The sequence below is a fragment of the Streptococcus halitosis genome, assembly GCF_027691175.1.
In the GTDB taxonomy this organism is placed as follows: domain Bacteria; phylum Bacillota; class Bacilli; order Lactobacillales; family Streptococcaceae; genus Streptococcus; species Streptococcus halitosis_A.
Genome location: NZ_JAQFBD010000001.1, coordinates 285,712 through 303,184, shown reverse-complemented (window position 1 = coordinate 303,184; position 17,473 = coordinate 285,712). Strand labels below are relative to the sequence as shown.

Annotated in this window: 15 protein-coding genes; 2 read left to right on the top strand and 13 right to left on the bottom strand. The window is 42.8% G+C overall.

The features are described 5' to 3' along the window. Positions 1-86 precede the first annotated feature (86 nt). The 3 genes from PG086_RS01545 to PG086_RS01535 are packed head-to-tail and all read right to left on the bottom strand — an operon-like array spanning position 87 to position 4,051. Entirely contained in the window at positions 87-1,847 is a 1,761-nt protein-coding gene (locus tag PG086_RS01545; RefSeq protein WP_270747472.1) for an ABC transporter ATP-binding protein, read from the bottom strand. After that, positions 1,837-3,606, bottom strand: coding sequence for an ABC transporter ATP-binding protein (locus tag PG086_RS01540; protein ID WP_270747470.1), 1,770 nt, complete (start codon positions 3,604-3,606; stop codon positions 1,837-1,839). Before PG086_RS01540 ends, PG086_RS01545 begins: the two co-directional genes overlap by 11 nt. Continuing rightward, positions 3,590-4,051: a MarR family winged helix-turn-helix transcriptional regulator gene (locus tag PG086_RS01535; protein ID WP_000360527.1), complete on the bottom strand. Its 462-nt coding sequence runs from the start codon at positions 4,049-4,051 to the stop codon at positions 3,590-3,592. Before PG086_RS01535 ends, PG086_RS01540 begins: the two co-directional genes overlap by 17 nt. A gap of 193 nt (positions 4,052-4,244) precedes the next feature. On the opposite strand from PG086_RS01535, the gene PG086_RS01530 reads away from it, so the two are divergent. Then, positions 4,245-4,934 carry a CD20-like domain-containing protein gene (locus tag PG086_RS01530; RefSeq protein ID WP_270747468.1) on the top strand — a complete coding sequence of 230 codons (690 nt, stop codon included), beginning with the start codon at positions 4,245-4,247 and terminating at the stop codon, positions 4,932-4,934. A gap of 47 nt (positions 4,935-4,981) precedes the next feature. Here the strand turns inward: PG086_RS01530 and PG086_RS01525 are convergent, their stop codons facing one another. Both PG086_RS01525 and PG086_RS01520 read right to left on the bottom strand, forming a co-directional pair. Then, positions 4,982-5,698, bottom strand: a complete 717-nt coding sequence (locus PG086_RS01525; RefSeq protein WP_033585772.1) for a YebC/PmpR family DNA-binding transcriptional regulator — start codon at positions 5,696-5,698, stop codon at positions 4,982-4,984. Positions 5,699-5,794: 96 nt separating this feature from the next. Continuing rightward, entirely contained in the window at positions 5,795-7,165 is a 1,371-nt protein-coding gene (locus tag PG086_RS01520) for an MATE family efflux transporter (protein ID WP_270747466.1), read from the bottom strand. Positions 7,166-7,274: 109 nt separating this feature from the next. On the opposite strand from PG086_RS01520, the gene PG086_RS01515 reads away from it, so the two are divergent. Next, the gene (locus PG086_RS01515) at positions 7,275-7,829 is read left to right on the top strand and encodes a GNAT family N-acetyltransferase (RefSeq protein ID WP_000060287.1); all 555 of its coding nucleotides are present in this window, start codon (positions 7,275-7,277) and stop codon (positions 7,827-7,829) included. Positions 7,830-7,885: 56 nt separating this feature from the next. Here PG086_RS01515 and recA read toward each other — a convergent pair whose 3' ends face one another. The 8 genes from recA to rpoC all read right to left on the bottom strand — a co-directional run bounded on the left by recA (position 7,886) and on the right by rpoC (position 17,456). Next, on the bottom strand, positions 7,886-9,034 hold the full coding sequence (gene recA, locus PG086_RS01510; protein ID WP_270747463.1) for a recombinase RecA: 1,149 nt from the start codon (positions 9,032-9,034) through the stop codon (positions 7,886-7,888). A gap of 54 nt (positions 9,035-9,088) precedes the next feature. Next, positions 9,089-10,345: a competence/damage-inducible protein A gene (locus PG086_RS01505; RefSeq protein ID WP_270747461.1), complete on the bottom strand. Its 1,257-nt coding sequence runs from the start codon at positions 10,343-10,345 to the stop codon at positions 9,089-9,091. Between the two features lie 75 nt (positions 10,346-10,420). Continuing rightward, a complete protein-coding gene (gene brpA / locus PG086_RS01500) occupies positions 10,421-11,461 on the bottom strand; it encodes a biofilm formation/cell division transcriptional regulator BrpA (protein ID WP_270747460.1) in 1,041 nt (346 codons plus the stop codon). Positions 11,462-11,465: 4 nt separating this feature from the next. Continuing rightward, positions 11,466-11,987, bottom strand: a complete 522-nt coding sequence (locus tag PG086_RS01495) for a GNAT family N-acetyltransferase (RefSeq protein ID WP_270747458.1) — start codon at positions 11,985-11,987, stop codon at positions 11,466-11,468. Then, complete coding sequence (gene tsaE, locus PG086_RS01490; protein WP_270747456.1) at positions 11,977-12,420, bottom strand: tRNA (adenosine(37)-N6)-threonylcarbamoyltransferase complex ATPase subunit type 1 TsaE; 444 nt, start codon at positions 12,418-12,420, stop codon at positions 11,977-11,979. The genes PG086_RS01495 and tsaE overlap by 11 nt, the downstream gene beginning before the upstream one ends. An 85-nt stretch (positions 12,421-12,505) precedes the next feature. Next, complete coding sequence (locus tag PG086_RS01485) at positions 12,506-13,129, bottom strand: hypothetical protein (protein WP_270747455.1); 624 nt, start codon at positions 13,127-13,129, stop codon at positions 12,506-12,508. Between the two features lie 133 nt (positions 13,130-13,262). Further along, a complete protein-coding gene (ndk, locus tag PG086_RS01480; protein WP_270747454.1) occupies positions 13,263-13,682 on the bottom strand; it encodes a nucleoside-diphosphate kinase in 420 nt (139 codons plus the stop codon). A gap of 108 nt (positions 13,683-13,790) precedes the next feature. Continuing rightward, entirely contained in the window at positions 13,791-17,456 is a 3,666-nt protein-coding gene (gene rpoC, locus PG086_RS01475; RefSeq protein WP_270747452.1) for a DNA-directed RNA polymerase subunit beta', read from the bottom strand. Between the last annotated feature and the right edge of the window lie 17 nt (positions 17,457-17,473).

The following is a 17,473-nucleotide window of genomic DNA, read 5'->3' as shown; positions in this document are numbered from 1 at the left end:
ATTCATTACCTTGTTTTTGTCTACCGGTGAGGCATTTGTCTTCTAGTATAGTGCAGAAAAAGAAGGCCGTCAAGCCTTCTTTAGATTTATTCTTCTGCTTCGTCTTCTGTAAATTGGCTATTGTACAAGTCGGCATAGAAGCCACCTTGCGCCATCAGCTCCTCATGATTGCCTTGTTCGATGATATTGCCATCTTTCATGACAAGAATCAAATCAGCATTACGAATAGTTGACAAGCGATGGGCAATGACAAAGGAAGTTCTGCCTTCCATCAAACGGTCCATGGCTTTCTGAATCAATTCCTCTGTACGTGTGTCAACTGAGGATGTCGCTTCATCCAAAATCAAGAGCGGTGCATCTTTCAATAAAGCACGAGCGATAGTCAAGAGCTGTTTCTGTCCAACAGACAAGCTCACTGTGTCATCCAAAACCGTATCGTAGCCATCTGGCAAAGTCATGATAAAGTGGTGGATTCCTACTGCTTTTGCTGCTTCAATCATTCGTTCATCGCAGATGCCTGTTTGATTGTAGATAAGATTATCTCGAATGGTTCCTTCAAAGAGCCAAGTGTCTTGCAAGACCATAGAAAAGGCATCGTGTACTTCCGAGCGCTTCATGTCCTTGGTATCAACACCATCAATACGGATGCTTCCCTCATCAATCTCATAGAACTTCATCAAAAGATTGACAATGGTTGTCTTACCAGCCCCAGTCGGTCCAACGATAGCGACCTTCTGACCTGCATGAGCTGTCGCAGAAAAGTCATGGATGATGGTGCGTTCTGGTGTATAGCCAAAGGACACGTGATCAAAGACCACTTCCCCTTTCATGTTGCTCAATTGTCTTTCTTTATGGGATTCATCCTGCATCTCAGCTTCACCTAGAAATTCAAAGACACGTCCCATGGCTGCACTCGCTTGTTGTAAGTTTGTAATCCCTTGAGCAATCTGTGACAGAGGTTGGGAGAAGGTCCGAACATAGACCATAAAGGCTACAATAACCCCTATAGTGATATGTCCTTCTAGAGCAAGCGCTGCACCAACGATGATGACCAAAACATAGCTAAAATTTCCAACAAAGATCATAGCTGGCATCATGATACCAGAAATAAATTGAGATTTCCAGATACTGTCGTGCAAGCTCTGATTCAAACCTCCGAATCTCGCCTTGGTTGAATCCACTGCGTTGTAGCTAGTCACTACATTATGGCCAGAGTACATTTCTTCTACGTAACCATTGACGGCCGCCAGATTATTTTGTTGGGCTTTAAAATAACCCTGTGACTTGGCCATGATTACGGAAACCGCCGCAAAACCAACAAGGGTTGATACAACGGTTACCAATGCCAAAATCCAGTTCATGCTAAACATGGTCACCAAGACAGCAATCAACAAGAAACTAGCTGAAAGAACTGTCCCTAGACTTTGGTTGAGAGATTGCGCCGCCGTATCCACATCATTGGTCACACGAGATAGAGTGTCTCCTTGCGAATGACGATCAAAATAGCCAAGGGGCAAACGATTGATCTTTTCAGCGATTGCTGTCCGCAAGCGTTTTGAAAAATGTTGGATACTTGTTGAAAAGATATAGGCCTGTGTATAGTTAAGAATAGCACCAAGTACATAGAGAATCACTAAAAAGCTAGCAATACTTGAAACAGCCTCTAGGTCAATTCCCGTCATCAAACCATCTGAAATCAAGTTGGTAATTTCCTTAATCTTGGTTGGTCCATAAACAGTGATGATGCTTGAACATACAGCTGCTACAACCGCTACTAGTAGGGGAATTTGGAGACCTGCTAGAAAAGGTTTATAATATTTCCAAAAAGACATTTTCTTATTTTCCATGTTCCAATTCCTCCTTCGATAGTTGTGAGTAGGCAATTTCTTGGTAGACTTCGTTGGTAGCTAGAAGTTCCTTATGGGCGCCTTGTCCCACGACTTTTCCTTGATCCAAGACTAAGATCAGGTCAGCATCCATAATGGTAGAAATCCGCTGCGCTACGATGAGCTTGGTCATGGATTGTGTTTTCTCAGCTAGCTCTTGGCGTAAGATACGATCCGTCTTGTAGTCCAAGGCTGAGAAGGAGTCATCAAAAATGAGAATCTCTGGTTTACGAGCCAAGGCACGCGCAATGGCCAAACGCTGTCTTTGACCTCCTGAGAAGTTGGTTCCACCTTGGGCTACTTCTGATGCAAGTCCTGCTTCCTTATCCTCTATGAAGCTTTTAGACTGGGCCAATTCAAGGGCTTGCCACATAGTAGCTTCGCTTAGAGGAGTTTCTTTGCTCTTACCAAAATCTAAGTTCTCCTTGACATCTCCAGAAAAGAGCACAGCTTTTTGAGGAATATAACCAACCTTGTTGCGCAAATCTTCCAAGTCATAGTCTTGAACATTAACTTCGTCCACTAGGATTTCTCCATCTGAAACGTCGTAAAAACGTGGCAAGAGGTTGACAAGCGTAGACTTACCTGATCCAGTCGATCCGATGAAGGCCACGGTTTGACCCGCTTCTGCTTTGAAAGTGACATGTTCCACGACTGCTTCTGAGTTTTTAGAGTAGCGGAAAGTCACATCACGGAATTCCACTTGTCCTTGAACTGAAGGATCCGCTGTCTGTGCATGACTAGGATTTTCAATAGAAGAATGCAGATCCAATACTTGATTGATACGTCCTGCCGAAACCAAGGTACGAGGAAGAACGATAAAGAGTGCTCCCATGAGAAGGAATCCCATCACGACCTGCATAGCATAGGACATGAAGACCACCATATCACTAAAGAGTGGCAAACGTTCTGTCAAACTTGCATCGTTGATGATATAGGCACCAATCCAGTAAATGGCTAGACTCAAGCCACTAGAAATCGCCATCATAATGGGATTCATAATGGCCATCAAGCGATTGACAAAGAGATTGAGACGTGTTACCTCATCGTTGGCTGCTTCAAATTTTTCATCTTGGTAATCTTCCGCATTGTATGCACGAACAACTCGAATCCCAGTCAAACTTTCACGAGTGATGCTATTGAGTTTATCTGTCAATTTTTGGATAACCGATTGTTTTGGAAAGGCCAGAGTCATGAGAACAGTGGTCATCAAGACGTTGACAATAACAGCCACAACGACTGCCCAGAGCCAGTATTCGGACTTACCAAGGATTTTTCCAATAGCCCAGATTGCCATGATTGGCCCACGAGTAACCACTTGCAAGCCCATGGTAAAGAGCATCTGTACCTGGGTAATATCATTGGTCGTCCGAGTCAAGAGACTTGGGATTGAAAAACGTTTGATCTCTGTCTGCGAAAAATCTAAAACACGATGAAATACATCTCTACGTAGATGGGTTGTATAGGATGCTGCAACGCGAGCGGCAAAGAAACCAACCATAACAGATGAAAAGAAAGCCAATAAAGACAAACCAATCATCTTCGCAGCTGGTGACCAGAGTGCATCCATCTGTGTCCCTGACGTTCCAAGTAACTCTGTAATTTGCGAAATATAAGTCGGTACCTCTAACTCGAGATAGACCGAGAAACAAGTGAAAAGAATCGCAAGGACAATCATCCCCCACTCTTTTCCTGTAATACGTTTAGCGAGTTTCTTCATTCTCTCCTCCTATCTTCTCAACATTTTCTTGCAACTGACCGAGGACCTTTTCAAAGATTGCCAAGTCTGACTTTGAAACACCCTCTAGCAGACTCTGATTGATCCGATCAAAAAAGGCCTTAACTTCTTGCATCTGCGAACGCGATTTATCCGTCAAGCGAACAAACTTTGCCCGCTTATCGCTGGGGCTGGCCTCTAGTTCAACCAAACCATTTTGTACCATGCGCTTGACTAGATTACTCGCAACAGATTTAGTAATATTGAGTTCCTGCTCGATATCCTTAATTAAGACCAGATTTTCAGACTGTTCTTGGCAATCTAAAAAACGCAGAACCTGCCCCTGCGGTCCACCCATAAATTCAAGGCCACATCGCTTGGCTTCTTTCTGTATCATCAGATGAGCCTGGTATCCAAAACGTTTAAACATCAACATCGGCTTGTCCATGATTGCTCCTTTCTCACGATTAAATATAGTTCTCTGGAGAACTAATTACATTTCCATGAGAACTATTTTATCACTTTCAGAAGAGATGTCAAGAAAAAAGTTTCCTAGAGAACTATTTTAGTCTGAATTGACATTGGAGAATATTTTCTCTATAATAAGCACTAGCTACCGTGGATAGGAATCCATTCACTTGATGAAGGGAGAAAACGTTCAAATGAAACCAGAAGAACAAAAAGTTTTAGGGATTTTAGCAACCATTTTTGGAGCCATCGCACTTTTAGGATCTTGGATCCCGTTTATTAACTATCTATCGTTTTTCATCGCTATTGTCGCGTTGATCTTAGGTATTATCGGACTTATTGCCAATCTCAAAAAACGGAAAACAATGGCCATTATCGGAACATCCTTGTCAATTGCTTCTATTATACTCTTCCTTACGACCCAGATGTTGTATGCTAATGTCTACAAAGAATTTGTCAGAGAGTTTAACCGTTCCTATAGAGAAGCTAGCTCCTCAATGGAACGCGACTTGACAGATGATACCATTGATTCACTCCCTGAAGAGGAGGAAGAAGACGATACCTTCACTTGGACCCAAGAACAGTTCGACGCTTTAATCGAAGGTGACCTTGATAACAAAGGAAAAGGTGGTACCAATTACAAGGATATTATCAAAAAACACGGACTGCCAGACTCCGAGTTTGATTCCACTATTGGGGGATACGATACGAGAAAAATCACCTATATCTCTATTGGTGACAATATCAAGACTGTTACCTTAACTTTTGCAAAACAGGACAATGGACAGCTCTTACTAGTTCATAAAATAGCTGTAGGCCTAGAAGAAAGCCAGCAGCAAAGAGATTCTGGAACCAGAATCTAATCTCAAATATAAAAAGCGAACAGCTAGCAAGTCTGTTCGCTTTTTTATTAGAATCCATCGACATTTGTGTAGATCTTTTGGACGTCCTCATCATCCTCAAGAACGCTGTAAAGTTTTTCAAAGGTTTCCAAATCTTCACCTGACAACTCAACTTCTGACTGAGGAATCATTTCCAGTTCAGTAACTTGGAATTCTTCGACACCTGACTCACGCAAAGCAACGATAGCCTTGTGAAGGTCAGTTGGAGCTGTGTAAACAGTGATTGTTCCTTCTTCTGCTTCTACATCATCCACATCAATGTCTGCTTCAAGCAAAAGCTCAAAGATAGCATCCGCATCATCACCAGCAAATACGATAACACCCTTGTTGTCAAAGAGGTAAGAAACAGAACCTGAAGCTCCCATGTTACCGCCATTTTTACCAAAAGCAGCACGGACGTTCGCAGCTGTACGGTTGACGTTTGAAGTCAAGGTATCCACAATCAGCATAGAACCATTTGGTCCAAATCCTTCGTAACGTCCTTCTGTAAAGGTTTCGTCTGTATTTCCTTTTGCCTTATCGATAGCCTTATCAATAACGTGTTTTGGCACCTGCGCTTGTTTAGCACGATCGATAACGAATTTCAAAGCAGTATTTGATTCTGGATCTGGTTCCCCTTTTTTAGCTGCTACATAGATTTCTACACCAAATTTTGCATATACTTTAGAGTTAGCTCCATCTTTAGCCGTTTTCTTAGCTACGATATTGGCCCATTTACGTCCCATTAGGAATCTCCTTTTTTCACATTTTAATCTTTCTTATTATAACACAAGTCTAGCTGATTTTCACTAGAGGAAATGGATTTTCTTTTGCAAAGCAAGCTAGGATTTCCCTCCGACTGCCACGATTTTCTTGCCTTCTTTTATCCAAGGGTGTCGGGAAAGGGAGAAGTAAAGTTGGAGAGTCATCACAACCCAGAGTAGCGGTTCACAGAGAATGACACCTGTGTAGCCTGTCCAAGGAATAATCCAAGCTACGAAAATAATTTTCCCAAACAATTCGATAAAGCTAGATATAAGTGGCAAAAGTTTTTGGCCTAGTCCCTGCAAGCTATTTCTATAAATCAATAAAAGACTTAAAAATGGATAAAATACAGAACTGATACGTAAGTACAAGGTCCCGTTTTCTACCAAGTAGCTGTCTGTCGAACTTGCTAGGAAAGGAACTAGGCTAGGACTGGCAAAAAATAGGAAAATACAGGCAAAGGCTGCCCAAGACATACTCAAATAGCTCCCTAAACGAAGGCCTTGGACAATACGTTCGGGACGTTTTGCACCAAAGTTTTGAGAGATAAAAGTCGTCATCGATGCTGAAATAGCCGTCATTGGTAATAAGGCAAAGGCCATGATTCGCCGTGCTGCCGTTTGAGCACTGATAATGACTGCACCAAAACTATTGACAGAGGATTGCAAAATGACACTTCCGATAGAGACGATTGACCCTATCAGACCCATGGCTAGTCCCTGCTCCAAGAGATCCACATAGAGAGCCTTATTCCATTTGAAATGTTTGAGACCCGGAAGAAGTTCTGGAACACTCTTACGAATATAAAAATAACAGAGGATTGCTGACAAACCCTGCGAGATAATGGTTGCAAGACCCGCAGACTGAACTCCCAGATGCAGTTGCGTAATAAAATATAAATCCAAGATCACATTAACAATAGCTGAAAAGATAAGAAAAGCAAGAGCCGCAAGGCTATCACCAATCGAGCGCAGTAAGCCTGCAAAAAGATTGTAAGCAAAACTAACCCCTACACAGGTAACAATCATGGAGATGTACTCGTAGGATTGAGGAAGGATTTCTACAGGTGTTTCTAGGTACTGCAAGAGTGGATAAAGACCGAAGAAGCCCATCAGCATGACAAGAGCACTCAGGATGGCACCCAGAAGCCAAGTTGCCGCAACAGCTTCTTTAATCTTAGCAAAATTACGAGCACCGTAGAGGCGAGCGATGACAACTCCCATCCCATTTCCAACTCCGAGGGCAAAGCCGATAATCAGATCAAAAATAGCCGTCGTTGCTCCTACTGCTGCTAGGGATTCTTGCCCAAGAAACCGCCCTACAATCAAGACGTCAGCTGTATTATACAGTTGTTGGAAGATATTGGACAACAGAATTGGAAGGGCAAAACTTAAAAGTGAGGGGAGAATGGAGCCATGAATCAGATCCACTGTTCGTTTTTTATTCATAAAGATATTATATCAGCTTTCCAGAGGACCGACAAGATTCTTTAACGAATCCTGAAATCAATTGCTTACAGAGAGACAATTTGCTATAATCAAGGAAAGGAGGTCATTTATGAGTTTGACCAGTCAATTAATAACCGATGTGTTTCCAGATCTTGATAAAGTTGAAAAGCTAAATAACGAAGCTTTCCCCGAGGAAGAACGGGTCCCTCTTTCTGAGTTTTTGCGCTATCAGGACCGAGATGACGCCCACTTTTTTGCTTTTTATAACGAAGAAGAATTTGTTGGCTTTGCTTTTGCCATCTCCAACCAAAAGGCTTTCTATATTAGCTTTTTTGCCATCATGCCTCACTTAAGAAGTCACGGGTATGGGAAGGAAATTATCGACAAACTAACTGATTTTTATCAGCGGACCATGTTGCTTGAAGTGGAGCGATTGGATGAAGAATGCGATAACTTGGAACAAAGAAAAGCTCGTATGAGCTTCTATCAACAAAATGGCTTCAAAACAGCTAACGCTTTTCTAGAGTATGATGGATTGAGTTTTGAAATTCTCTACCGCGGTGACCATTTCGACGAGGAAGCCTATCGCGACATCTTCCAAAAATTACAAGATGAACATTATTTTGACTTTCACATCAAATACAGGCGCTTTAGTGATCATTAGTTGTTTCATCTGAAATAAACATAAAAAGTAGCAGTTCCTATCTGCTACTTTTTATGTTATTCTTCAATTTCGATTTCAAGTCCATCGCCTAGGTCAAGCGTCACTTCTTGGTTAGGTGCCAAATCTTCAGCGGCAGAAGTAGAAGTGGTTTCTTCTTCATCTTCAATCAAACCGTATTGAACACGAACCTGATGGTCAATCTCATCAAAAATCTCTGGGTGATCTGCCAAATATTTCTTAGCATTTTCAGATCCTTGTCCGATTTTTTCACCCTTGTAAGAGTACCATGCTCCCGCTTTTTGGATAATATCGAGATCACTTGCGATCTTCAAGAGCTCACCAGTCTTAGAAATCCCTTCTCCATACATGATTTCAACAAAGGCTTCCTTAAATGGTGGAGCCACCTTGTTTTTCACGACCTTGATCTTGGTTTCCTTACCGACATTGGTATCTTTCTGGTCACCCGTTCCCTTGATTTGCGTGCTTCCACGAACATCCAAACGGACTGAAGCGTAGAATTTCAAAGCACGTCCACCAGGTGTTGTTTCTGGATTTCCAAACATGACCCCAACTTTTTCACGCAATTGGTTGATAAAGATGGCAATTGTTTTGGTTTTATTGATTGAAGCTCCGAGTTTACGCATGGCCTGGCTCATCATACGAGCTTGCAAACCAACGTGATTGTCTCCAATATCCCCATCAATTTCCGCACGAGGTACAAGGGCTGCAACTGAGTCGATAACGACAAGATCAACCGCACCTGAGTCAATCAATTTTCCAGCAATTTCAAGACCTTGCTCTCCTGAGTCTGGTTGTGACAAGAGCAATTCGTCAATGTTCACACCAAGGGCTGCAGCATAGGCTGGATCAAGAGCATGTTCCGCATCAATAAAGGCTGCAATGCCACCTTCTTTCTGTGCTTGCGCGACAGCATGAAGGGCAACCGTTGTCTTACCAGATGATTCTGGTCCATAGATTTCGATGATACGTCCCTTAGGATAACCACCTGAACCAAGAGCAATGTCAAGAGCCAAGGACCCTGAACTCATGACTTGCACTTTTTGCTCCGCGCGCTCGCCTAAACGCATGATTGAGCCTTTACCAAAGTCTTTCTCAATCAATTTAAGAGCATCGTTCAAGGCTTTTTCACGATCCGCTCCAAACTTTTTTGAAATCTCATCTAATTTTTTTGGTTTTTTCGCCATTCTGTTCTCCTATATTCTACTGGTTCTTAGACCTATCTACTATTATATCAAAATTTAGTCACTTAATAAAGCCTTGCGAACTAGGTTAAAGGCATGCATAACCGCGATGTGACGTACATCTACTCGACTCCGTCCTGCGATATTAGCCTTGATCACCTCTGTCCCTTTTGCATGTGCCAGTCCAATAAAAACTGTCCCAGCTGGATGCCCCTCTAGGCTATCTGGCCCTGCCACACCCGTCAAACTAACTCCATAATCAGACTGAGTCTTGAGCCGTGCCTGCTCTGCCATTTTTCGAGCCGTAAACTCAGAAACGACCCCGTGTTCTTTCAGCTCTTGCTCGGAAATATCCAGCATCTTAGACTTTTCTTCTAAACTGTAAGTGACAAAACCGCCATTAAAGATAGCTGAAACACCTGAAAAGTCTGCTAAAGTAGCCTGAAAGAGGCCTGCCGTCAAGCTTTCTGCCGCAGTAATGCTTTTCTGTCTCTTCTTTAGCTCTTCTACAACGACACTCGCGAGGCTGGTTTCTTCCCCATATCCATAACAGATGTCTCGTAGAGAAATTCCCTCAAAAGTCTGGCGATCCAAGATTTGATTTTCTAAGATATCCAGTGCTTGATCAGCCTTTTCTTGACTAACTGCTTTTGTAGACAGGCGCAAGGTCACTTCTCCCGTCTTGGCATACGGCGCCAAAGTCGGATCGGTTTGATGGTCAATTAAATCCGCCAAAATGGTCACCAACTGACTCTCCCCAATTCCAAAGAAACGGAGCACTCGGGAATATAGTTTGGTGCCTGTCATCAGCTTGGGTAAGAGTTGGTTTAAGACCATGGGTTTCAACTCACTTGGTGGTCCTGGAAGGACCACGTAGGTTACGTCATCCACTTCCGAAACCCCTCCTACTGCTAAACCTGTCTCATTTGGCAGTGGAGTCGCTCCTTCTACAATTTGGGCTTGGCGCTCATTATTCGGTGTCCGAGCATAGTCAGGTCTATGAGCAAAGAAAATATCCAGTTTCTCTTGTGCTTGAGTGTCAAACACTAGATCTTTTCCCAAAAATTTTGCCAGAGTTTGTTTGGTCAAATCATCCTCAGTTGGTCCCAAGCCCCCTGTCAAAATCACAAGATTACTACGTTGACTCGCAATCTCAAGCAAGGACAAAAGACGAGCTTCATTGTCTCCGACAGCTGTTTGGAAATAGACATCTACCCCGATTTCTGCTAGCTTCTCTGATAAAAACTGAGCATTGGTATTGACGATCTGCCCTGTTAAAATTTCTGTTCCAACAGCAATAATTTCTGCTTTCATGTTTCCTCCTACTTATCTATTCGAATTTTTTTTTGAAAAAATCGCAGGAAATTTCCCACGATTTGATTCTTTGTTTTATTCTACCTCTTCGTTTGAAATACTAGTACTGGTTGAAGGCGCTGTCCGGCCAAAGGCTGTTTCGTACAGTACCGCATTGGTTTCCAATTCTGTCACTGGCTCTTTACCTAGTGAACTACGCAAGAGATTTTGCATTTCGAGCATATGTTCTGAAGTGACAATCTGATAAGAAATTCCCTGTAGCTCAGCATCTTCCCCACGCAATTGATGCGTTTCGATATTCTTGAAAGAATCTTGATAGCCGAGCAATTGTGGAATGCTCTTAGCTGATAAATCCACATTGGTCTGCATGTTGTCACTCAAAGCTTTTAAAATCCCTTGATAATGACTCACACTGTTCAGACTCAAAACCTTCTCAACGATTTTTTGAATGACTTCACGTTGACGTTTTTGACGTCCATAGTCTCCTTCAGGATCTTGGTAACGCATCCGTGAATACACCAAGGCTTCCTCACCATTCAAGTTTTGTTCCCCAACACCAATGGAAATCTTATTAAACTCTTCTTGGTCAGTGATGGAAATTGGAAAACCAAGTGTATTGTTGACGGTGATTCCACCAACTGCATCCACCAATTGTTGAAGGCCTTGCATGTTGACCATTACATAGCGGTCAATGTGGATATTCATCATCTTTTGAATAGTAGAAATTGCAAGCTCCGCACCGCCATTGGCATAGGCCGCATTGAGTTTGGCTTCCTGAACTTGGCCATTTCCACTCTCAATCTTGGTCAAAATATCCCGTTCCAAACTCATCATAGTGGTTTTCTTTGTTTTTGGATTAACAGTCAGGAGAATCATGGAATCACTATTTCCCGCCCACGGGTCTGTACGTTCCACATTTCCCGTATCTACCCCCATCAAGAGGATAGTCAGTGGCTCCGTCGCTTCGATAACGTTGGTTTCTTCCCCGATTTTTTTGTAAGTTTTTTGACTCAGGGTTGCAGTCCCCTGCTGATAGATTGTGTAGGCATAAATTCCTACACCTACAACTGTTACTGCCAGGAAACCTAGCACCATTCCAATTAATTTTTTGATCATCTTGTTATTCATCTATCAATTTGCCCATCAGACAAACATCTAAAAATATCCCTTCTGCTAAATAGGCTCCTCTTTCTTGTAAGCCTTCTGTGATAAATCCCATTTTTGAATAGAGGTGGATAGCAACCTCATTTCGTTTTTGTACACTGAGTTGCAAGCGACGCAAGACGCCACTGGCTTTAGCCCACTCGATGCCTTCTTCTAGAAGTATTGTAGCCAATCCTTGGTTCCAGAATTTCTTTCGAACCGCTAAAAAAACATCACCAATATGTCGAACCCTTAAATGTTGATCCGCTGTGATATTTAAGACTCCTGCAATCTCATCATTCAGTAAGGCGAGGAGAGTAATTTGATTCTCTGATGCAGCTTGCTTTTCAATAAAAAGAGCCATTTCAGAAGCTGTCATCATAATACCATTTTTATCTAGGCTAGTGAAGTCTGTCTCTTGACCGACATAATCTAAAAATGCAATCAAAGCTATAGCATCTGAAGTCTCTGCCTCACGAATGCACAACTCATACTCCATCCTGAAGCTCCTTGATGAGTTGTTCAGCCCGAGGGCCATGAGCTGTAAAATGAAGGCAACGACCCTCAGCTTCTTTCAAGATTTTCAATTCCAAGTAAGAATCTGGCAAATCTTCACCCAAAAGATGCCCCCACTCAATAACAGTCACACCACCACCAAAGAGAAACTCATCCAAGTCAATAGAATCAGCGTCTCCTTCGATACGGTAGACATCCAAATGGTAAAGTGGCAGACGCCCTTCATACTCTCTCACGATAGTATAAGTTGGACTTTTAATCATCTGACGGATATCCAAGCCCTTGGCAAGGCCTTTTGTAAAGGTTGTTTTACCCGCACCCAACTCTCCCGTCAAGATCAGAACATCGTCTTTTTGAAGCAAATGACCTAATCTTTCTCCGAGAGCTAGAAGCTCTTCTTCATTTTTTGTGTACATGTTACTATTATACCAAAAAGTTTCCTTTTGTGTGAATTTTCTTTATAGACTTACTATGCTAAATTTACAGTTCTCCTTGCCTTTCTTAGAAAAAGGTAAAAATACAAATAACAAATAAAACATCGCGAATCACATGTCCGTAAAATGAAATTTCCCTTTGCACGGATTTTGGAAAGAGGAAACGCGCACATAAAAAACCAAGACCGATATAAAGGAGAATGGAGGAGATTGTTATGGGATTCCTCAAGAAAATAATCGTGCCTAAAACGGAAATCACAACCGTTCTCTTCTTGTTAAGATGGTTGTCCATATCCCGAATATATTTATCAAAAGGCAGAAAAATCCACATATCAATACCCAATAAAAAAAAGAATGACGGCAGAAAGAGGTCAACCAGATCCTGCTGCAATTTGCTAGTAGTTTGGATGCTTTCTGTGAGAACCAGACAGGTTGCCAGAAGATTGACTACTAAAAGAAGGCTATAAACAAGACTTACTTTCTTTTGAACACGCAAAATACTATGACTTTTCTGACCCAAGGTATGGAAGTAATTAATCCCAGCACAAAAACCAGAAACTCCCACTATGAGAATTAAAAAATAGACATTTCCTTCTCTTAAGGATAAAAGTGATTCCTTCCACAATAAACAACTTCCAAATAAAATTTGAGCGACAGCTAATAATAATAAAACACGAATTGATTTCATCATTTCTTTTTCCTCCGTATAAGAAATTATACTCTGGCAGGGTTAGAAAATGATAAATGACTTCCAAAATGTCACATTAGGACGCTGAACGGTACAAAAAACAGTTCTGTCATTCACAGAACTGCTCTCTTCTAATCTAATCCTTAAACCAGAGGGCGATTTCTCGTTTAGCTGACTCTTCTGAATCTGATCCATGTACCACGTTTTGAATGGCTTGATTTTCTCCTGCTGCCTTAGCAAAATCTCCCCGGATGGTCCCCGGAAGAGCCTCTTCTGGACGAGTGGCCCCCATCATGTCACGCCAGCTTTCAATTACCTTGGGTCCTGAAATGATTCCAACAATTATTGGACCCGAGGTCATAAATTGGCGGATAGGAGGATAAAAACTTTTTTCAACCAAGTCACGATAGTGTTGGTCAATCAAATCTTCTGAAACTGCTGAACGTAATTCTAATTTTTCGAGTTTGAAACCACGTCGCTCAATTCTTTTCAAAACCTCGCCAACTAGACCTCTCTTCACACCATCTGGCTTAATGATAAAGAATGTTTGTTCCATATAAATCCCCTTGTCATTTTAGTTCTTCTATTCTACCACACTTTATGGAAAAGTGGGAAAATTTTCTGAAACAAAGCAAAGAGAACCCGAAGGTTCTCTTATTTGCTTTTATTCTACAGTTTCTTCAGATTGGATTTCCACAGTTTCATCTACTGGAGCAAGTTCTGTATCTTCTTGTTCAGGAGCCAGATATTCTGCGTCATTGATTGCCTGTGGTTCAAGGTTACGGTAGCGAGCCATACCAGTACCTGCTGGGATGATCTTACCGATGATAACATTTTCCTTAAGTCCAAGGAGATGGTCTTTCTTACCACGGATGGCTGCATCTGTAAGGACACGAGTTGTTTCCTGGAAGGAAGCCGCTGACAAGAAACTGTTTGTTTCAAGTGAGGCTTTGGTGATTCCCATAAGGACTGGGCGACCAGTCGCTGGAACTCCACCTGCGATAAGGACTTCTTTGTTCGCATCTGTAAAATCGTTAATGTCTAAAAGAGTACCCATGAGAAGATCTGTATCACCTGGATCCATGACACGGACTTTACGGATCATTTGACGAACCATAACCTCGATGTGTTTGTCACCGATTTCTACCCCTTGGCTACGGTAAACTTTTTGGACTTCACCGAGAAGGTAAGTTTCAACTGACAAGACATCACGAACAGCAAGGAGATGTTTTGGTTGGATAGAACCCTCTGTCAATGCTGCACCACGAGAAACTTGGTCTCCAACTTCAACACGCATACGTGCTGTAAACGGAACGATATATTCACCTTCGCCAGTTTCACCCTTAACAAAGACTTTCTTAGTACGAGTTGAAGCATCTTCTTCGATAGCTGTAACTTGTCCTTTGACCTCTGTAATAACCGCTTCCCCTTTTGGATTGCGGGCTTCAAAGATTTCTTGGACACGAGGAAGACCTTGAGTGATATCGGTATTTGAGGCAACCCCACCCGTGTGGAAGGTACGCATTGTAAGCTGTGTACCAGGTTCCCCGATAGATTGGGCAGCGATTGTACCAACTGCTTCACCAACTTCAACCGCATCACCAGTCGCCAAGTTGATACCGTAACAGTGACGGCAAACACCATGACGAGTGTTACATGTAAATACGGAACGGATAGTCACTTCTTCCACACCAGCATTGACAATCTCGCGCGCCTTGTCTTCTGTGATTAACTCATTTGGACCAATGATAACTTCGCCAGTTTCTGGGTGTTTAACAGTTTTCTTAGTGTAACGACCATTGAGACGTTCTTCGAGAGACTCGATCATCTCTTTTCCTTCCGCGATAGAGCGGATCAAGAGACCACGGTCTGTTCCACAGTCGTCCTCACGGATGATAACGTCTTGGGCGACGTCAACCAAACGACGAGTCAAGTAACCTGAGTCGGCTGTCTTAAGGGCCGTATCGGTCATACCTTTACGGGCACCGTGAGTTGAGAAGAACATTTCGAGTACTGACAAACCTTCACGGAAGTTTGAAAGGATTGGCAATTCCATGATACGCCCGTTCGGAGCAGCCATCAGACCACGCATACCGGCAAGTTGTGAGAAGTTCGAGATGTTACCACGAGCTCCTGAGTCCATCATCATAACGATTGGGTTCTTCGGATCTTGGTTATCGACCAAGCGTTTTTCCAATTTCTCACGAGCTGCACGCCATTCAGCTGTAACAGCATTGTAACGTTCATCATCAGTGATCAAACCACGACGGAACTGTTTTGTGATTTGTTCTACACGCTTATGAGATTCTTCAATGATTTCAGCCTTGTCTTCAACCACTGGGATATCAGCAATCCCCACTGTCAATCCAGCAAGTGTTGAATGATGGTAACCTAAGTCTTTCAATCGGTCCAAGAATGCAGAGGTTTCTGTTGTACGGAAACGTTTGAAAATCTCAGCGATGATATTTCCAAGGTTTTTCTTCTTGAATGGAGGATTGAGTTCAAGGTTGCGAATGGCTTCCTTGATATCGCCACCTAGTGGCAAGAAGTATTTAGCTGGAAGCCCTTCTGTCAAGTTAGCATTATTTGGTTCTTGCAAGTAAGGCAAACCTTCTGGCATGATGTCGTTGAAGAGGATTTTACCAACTGTTGTAAGCAAGACCTTGTGTTTTTGCTCTTCTGTCCAGGGTTTGTTGAGGCTATCAGTCGCGATACCTACACGTGAGTGGAGGTGAACATAGCCATTGCGGTAAGCCATAACCGCTTCATCACGGTCTTTGAAGACCATTCCTTCACCTTCACGACCAGCTTCTTCCATGGTCAAGTAGTAGTTACCCAAAACCATATCCTGAGATGGAGTAACAACTGGTTTACCATCTTTCGGATTCAAGATATGCTCAGCAGCCAACATCAAGATACGAGCTTCTGCTTGAGCTTCTTCTGAAAGCGGTACGTGGATGGCCATTTGGTCCCCGTCAAAGTCGGCATTGTAGGCTTCACAGACAAGCGGGTGCAAGCGAAGGGCCTTACCATCAATCAAGACTGGCTCGAAAGCTTGGATACCCAAACGGTGAAGGGTCGGTGCGCGGTTCAAAAGCACTGGGTGTTCTTTGATTACTTCTTCAAGGATGTCCCAGATACGTTCATCTCCGCGTTCTACCAAGCGTTTAGCTGCTTTGACGTTTTGTACGATATCACGCGCAACGATTTCACGCATAACAAATGGTTTAAAGAGCTCAATCGCCATTTCACGTGGCACACCACATTGGTACATCTTAAGAGTTGGACCAACGGCGATAACGGAACGTCCTGAGAAGTCAACACGTTTACCGAGCAAGTTTTGACGGAAGCGTCCTTGTTTACCTTTAAGCATGTGGCTCAATGATTTCAATGGACGGCTACCTGGTCCTGTGATTGGACGACCACGACGGCCATTATCAATCAAAGCGTCAACCGCTTCTTGAAGCATACGCTTCTCATTTTGAACGATGATACCTGGTGCATTCAACTCAAGCAAACGAGCCAAACGGTTGTTACGGTTAATCACACGACGGTAAAGGTCATTCAAGTCAGATGAGGCAAAACGGCCACCATCCAACTGCAACATTGGACGGAGATCTGGTGGAATAACTGGAAGGATGTTGAGAACCATCCATTCAGGTTTGTTCCCAGACTTGTAAAAGGCATCCAAAACATCCAAACGACGGATAGCTTTGACACGTTTTTGTCCAGTAGCTGTTTTCAACTCTTCTTTGAGTTCAGCAATTTCTTTTTCAAGATCTACTTGTTTCAACAGGTCTTGGATGGCTTCGGCACCCATCTTGGCAACGAATGATCCATAGCCATACTCACGCAAGCGCTCACGGTATTCGCGCTCTGTCATGATAGACTTGTGCTCAAGTGGTGTATCCTTAGGATCAATCACCACATAAGCCGCAAAGTAGATAACTTCCTCGAGGGCACGAGGGCTCATATCAAGGGTCAAGCCCATACGGCTTGGAATCCCCTTGAAATACCAGATGTGAGATACAGGAGCTTTCAACTCGATGTGCCCCATACGCTCACGACGAACTTTTGTACGCGTTACTTCAACCCCACAACGGTCACAAACAATCCCTCTGTAACGAATGCGTTTGTACTTACCACAAGCACATTCCCAGTCTTTAGTAGGACCGAAGATGACTTCGTCAAAGAGTCCTTCACGTTCTGGTTTCAAGGTACGGTAATTGATTGTTTCAGGTTTTTTGACTTCTCCATAAGACCATGAACGGACTTTGCTTGGAGAAGCTAGGGTGATTTGCATACTTTTAAAACGATTTACATCAACCACTATTTCTTCCCTTTCTA

Excerpts from the sequence above, each read along its gene's own strand:
- PG086_RS01545 (WP_270747472.1), bottom strand. The coding sequence starts at position 1,847 with ATGGAAAATAAGAAAATGTCTTTTTGGAAATATTATAAACCTTTTCTA.
- PG086_RS01540 (WP_270747470.1), bottom strand. The coding sequence starts at position 3,606 with ATGAAGAAACTCGCTAAACGTATTACAGGAAAAGAGTGGGGGATGATT.
- PG086_RS01535 (WP_000360527.1), bottom strand. The coding sequence starts at position 4,051 with ATGGACAAGCCGATGTTGATGTTTAAACGTTTTGGATACCAGGCTCAT.
- PG086_RS01530 (WP_270747468.1), top strand. The coding sequence starts at position 4,245 with ATGAAGGGAGAAAACGTTCAAATGAAACCAGAAGAACAAAAAGTTTTA.
- PG086_RS01525 (WP_033585772.1), bottom strand. The coding sequence starts at position 5,698 with ATGGGACGTAAATGGGCCAATATCGTAGCTAAGAAAACGGCTAAAGAT.
- PG086_RS01520 (WP_270747466.1), bottom strand. The coding sequence starts at position 7,165 with ATGAATAAAAAACGAACAGTGGATCTGATTCATGGCTCCATTCTCCCC.
- PG086_RS01515 (WP_000060287.1), top strand. The coding sequence starts at position 7,275 with ATGAGTTTGACCAGTCAATTAATAACCGATGTGTTTCCAGATCTTGAT.
- recA (WP_270747463.1), bottom strand. The coding sequence starts at position 9,034 with ATGGCGAAAAAACCAAAAAAATTAGATGAGATTTCAAAAAAGTTTGGA.
- PG086_RS01505 (WP_270747461.1), bottom strand. The coding sequence starts at position 10,345 with ATGAAAGCAGAAATTATTGCTGTTGGAACAGAAATTTTAACAGGGCAG.
- brpA (WP_270747460.1), bottom strand. The coding sequence starts at position 11,461 with ATGATCAAAAAATTAATTGGAATGGTGCTAGGTTTCCTGGCAGTAACA.
- PG086_RS01495 (WP_270747458.1), bottom strand. The coding sequence starts at position 11,987 with ATGGAGTATGAGTTGTGCATTCGTGAGGCAGAGACTTCAGATGCTATA.
- tsaE (WP_270747456.1), bottom strand. The coding sequence starts at position 12,420 with ATGTACACAAAAAATGAAGAAGAGCTTCTAGCTCTCGGAGAAAGATTA.
- PG086_RS01485 (WP_270747455.1), bottom strand. The coding sequence starts at position 13,129 with ATGATGAAATCAATTCGTGTTTTATTATTATTAGCTGTCGCTCAAATT.
- ndk (WP_270747454.1), bottom strand. The coding sequence starts at position 13,682 with ATGGAACAAACATTCTTTATCATTAAGCCAGATGGTGTGAAGAGAGGT.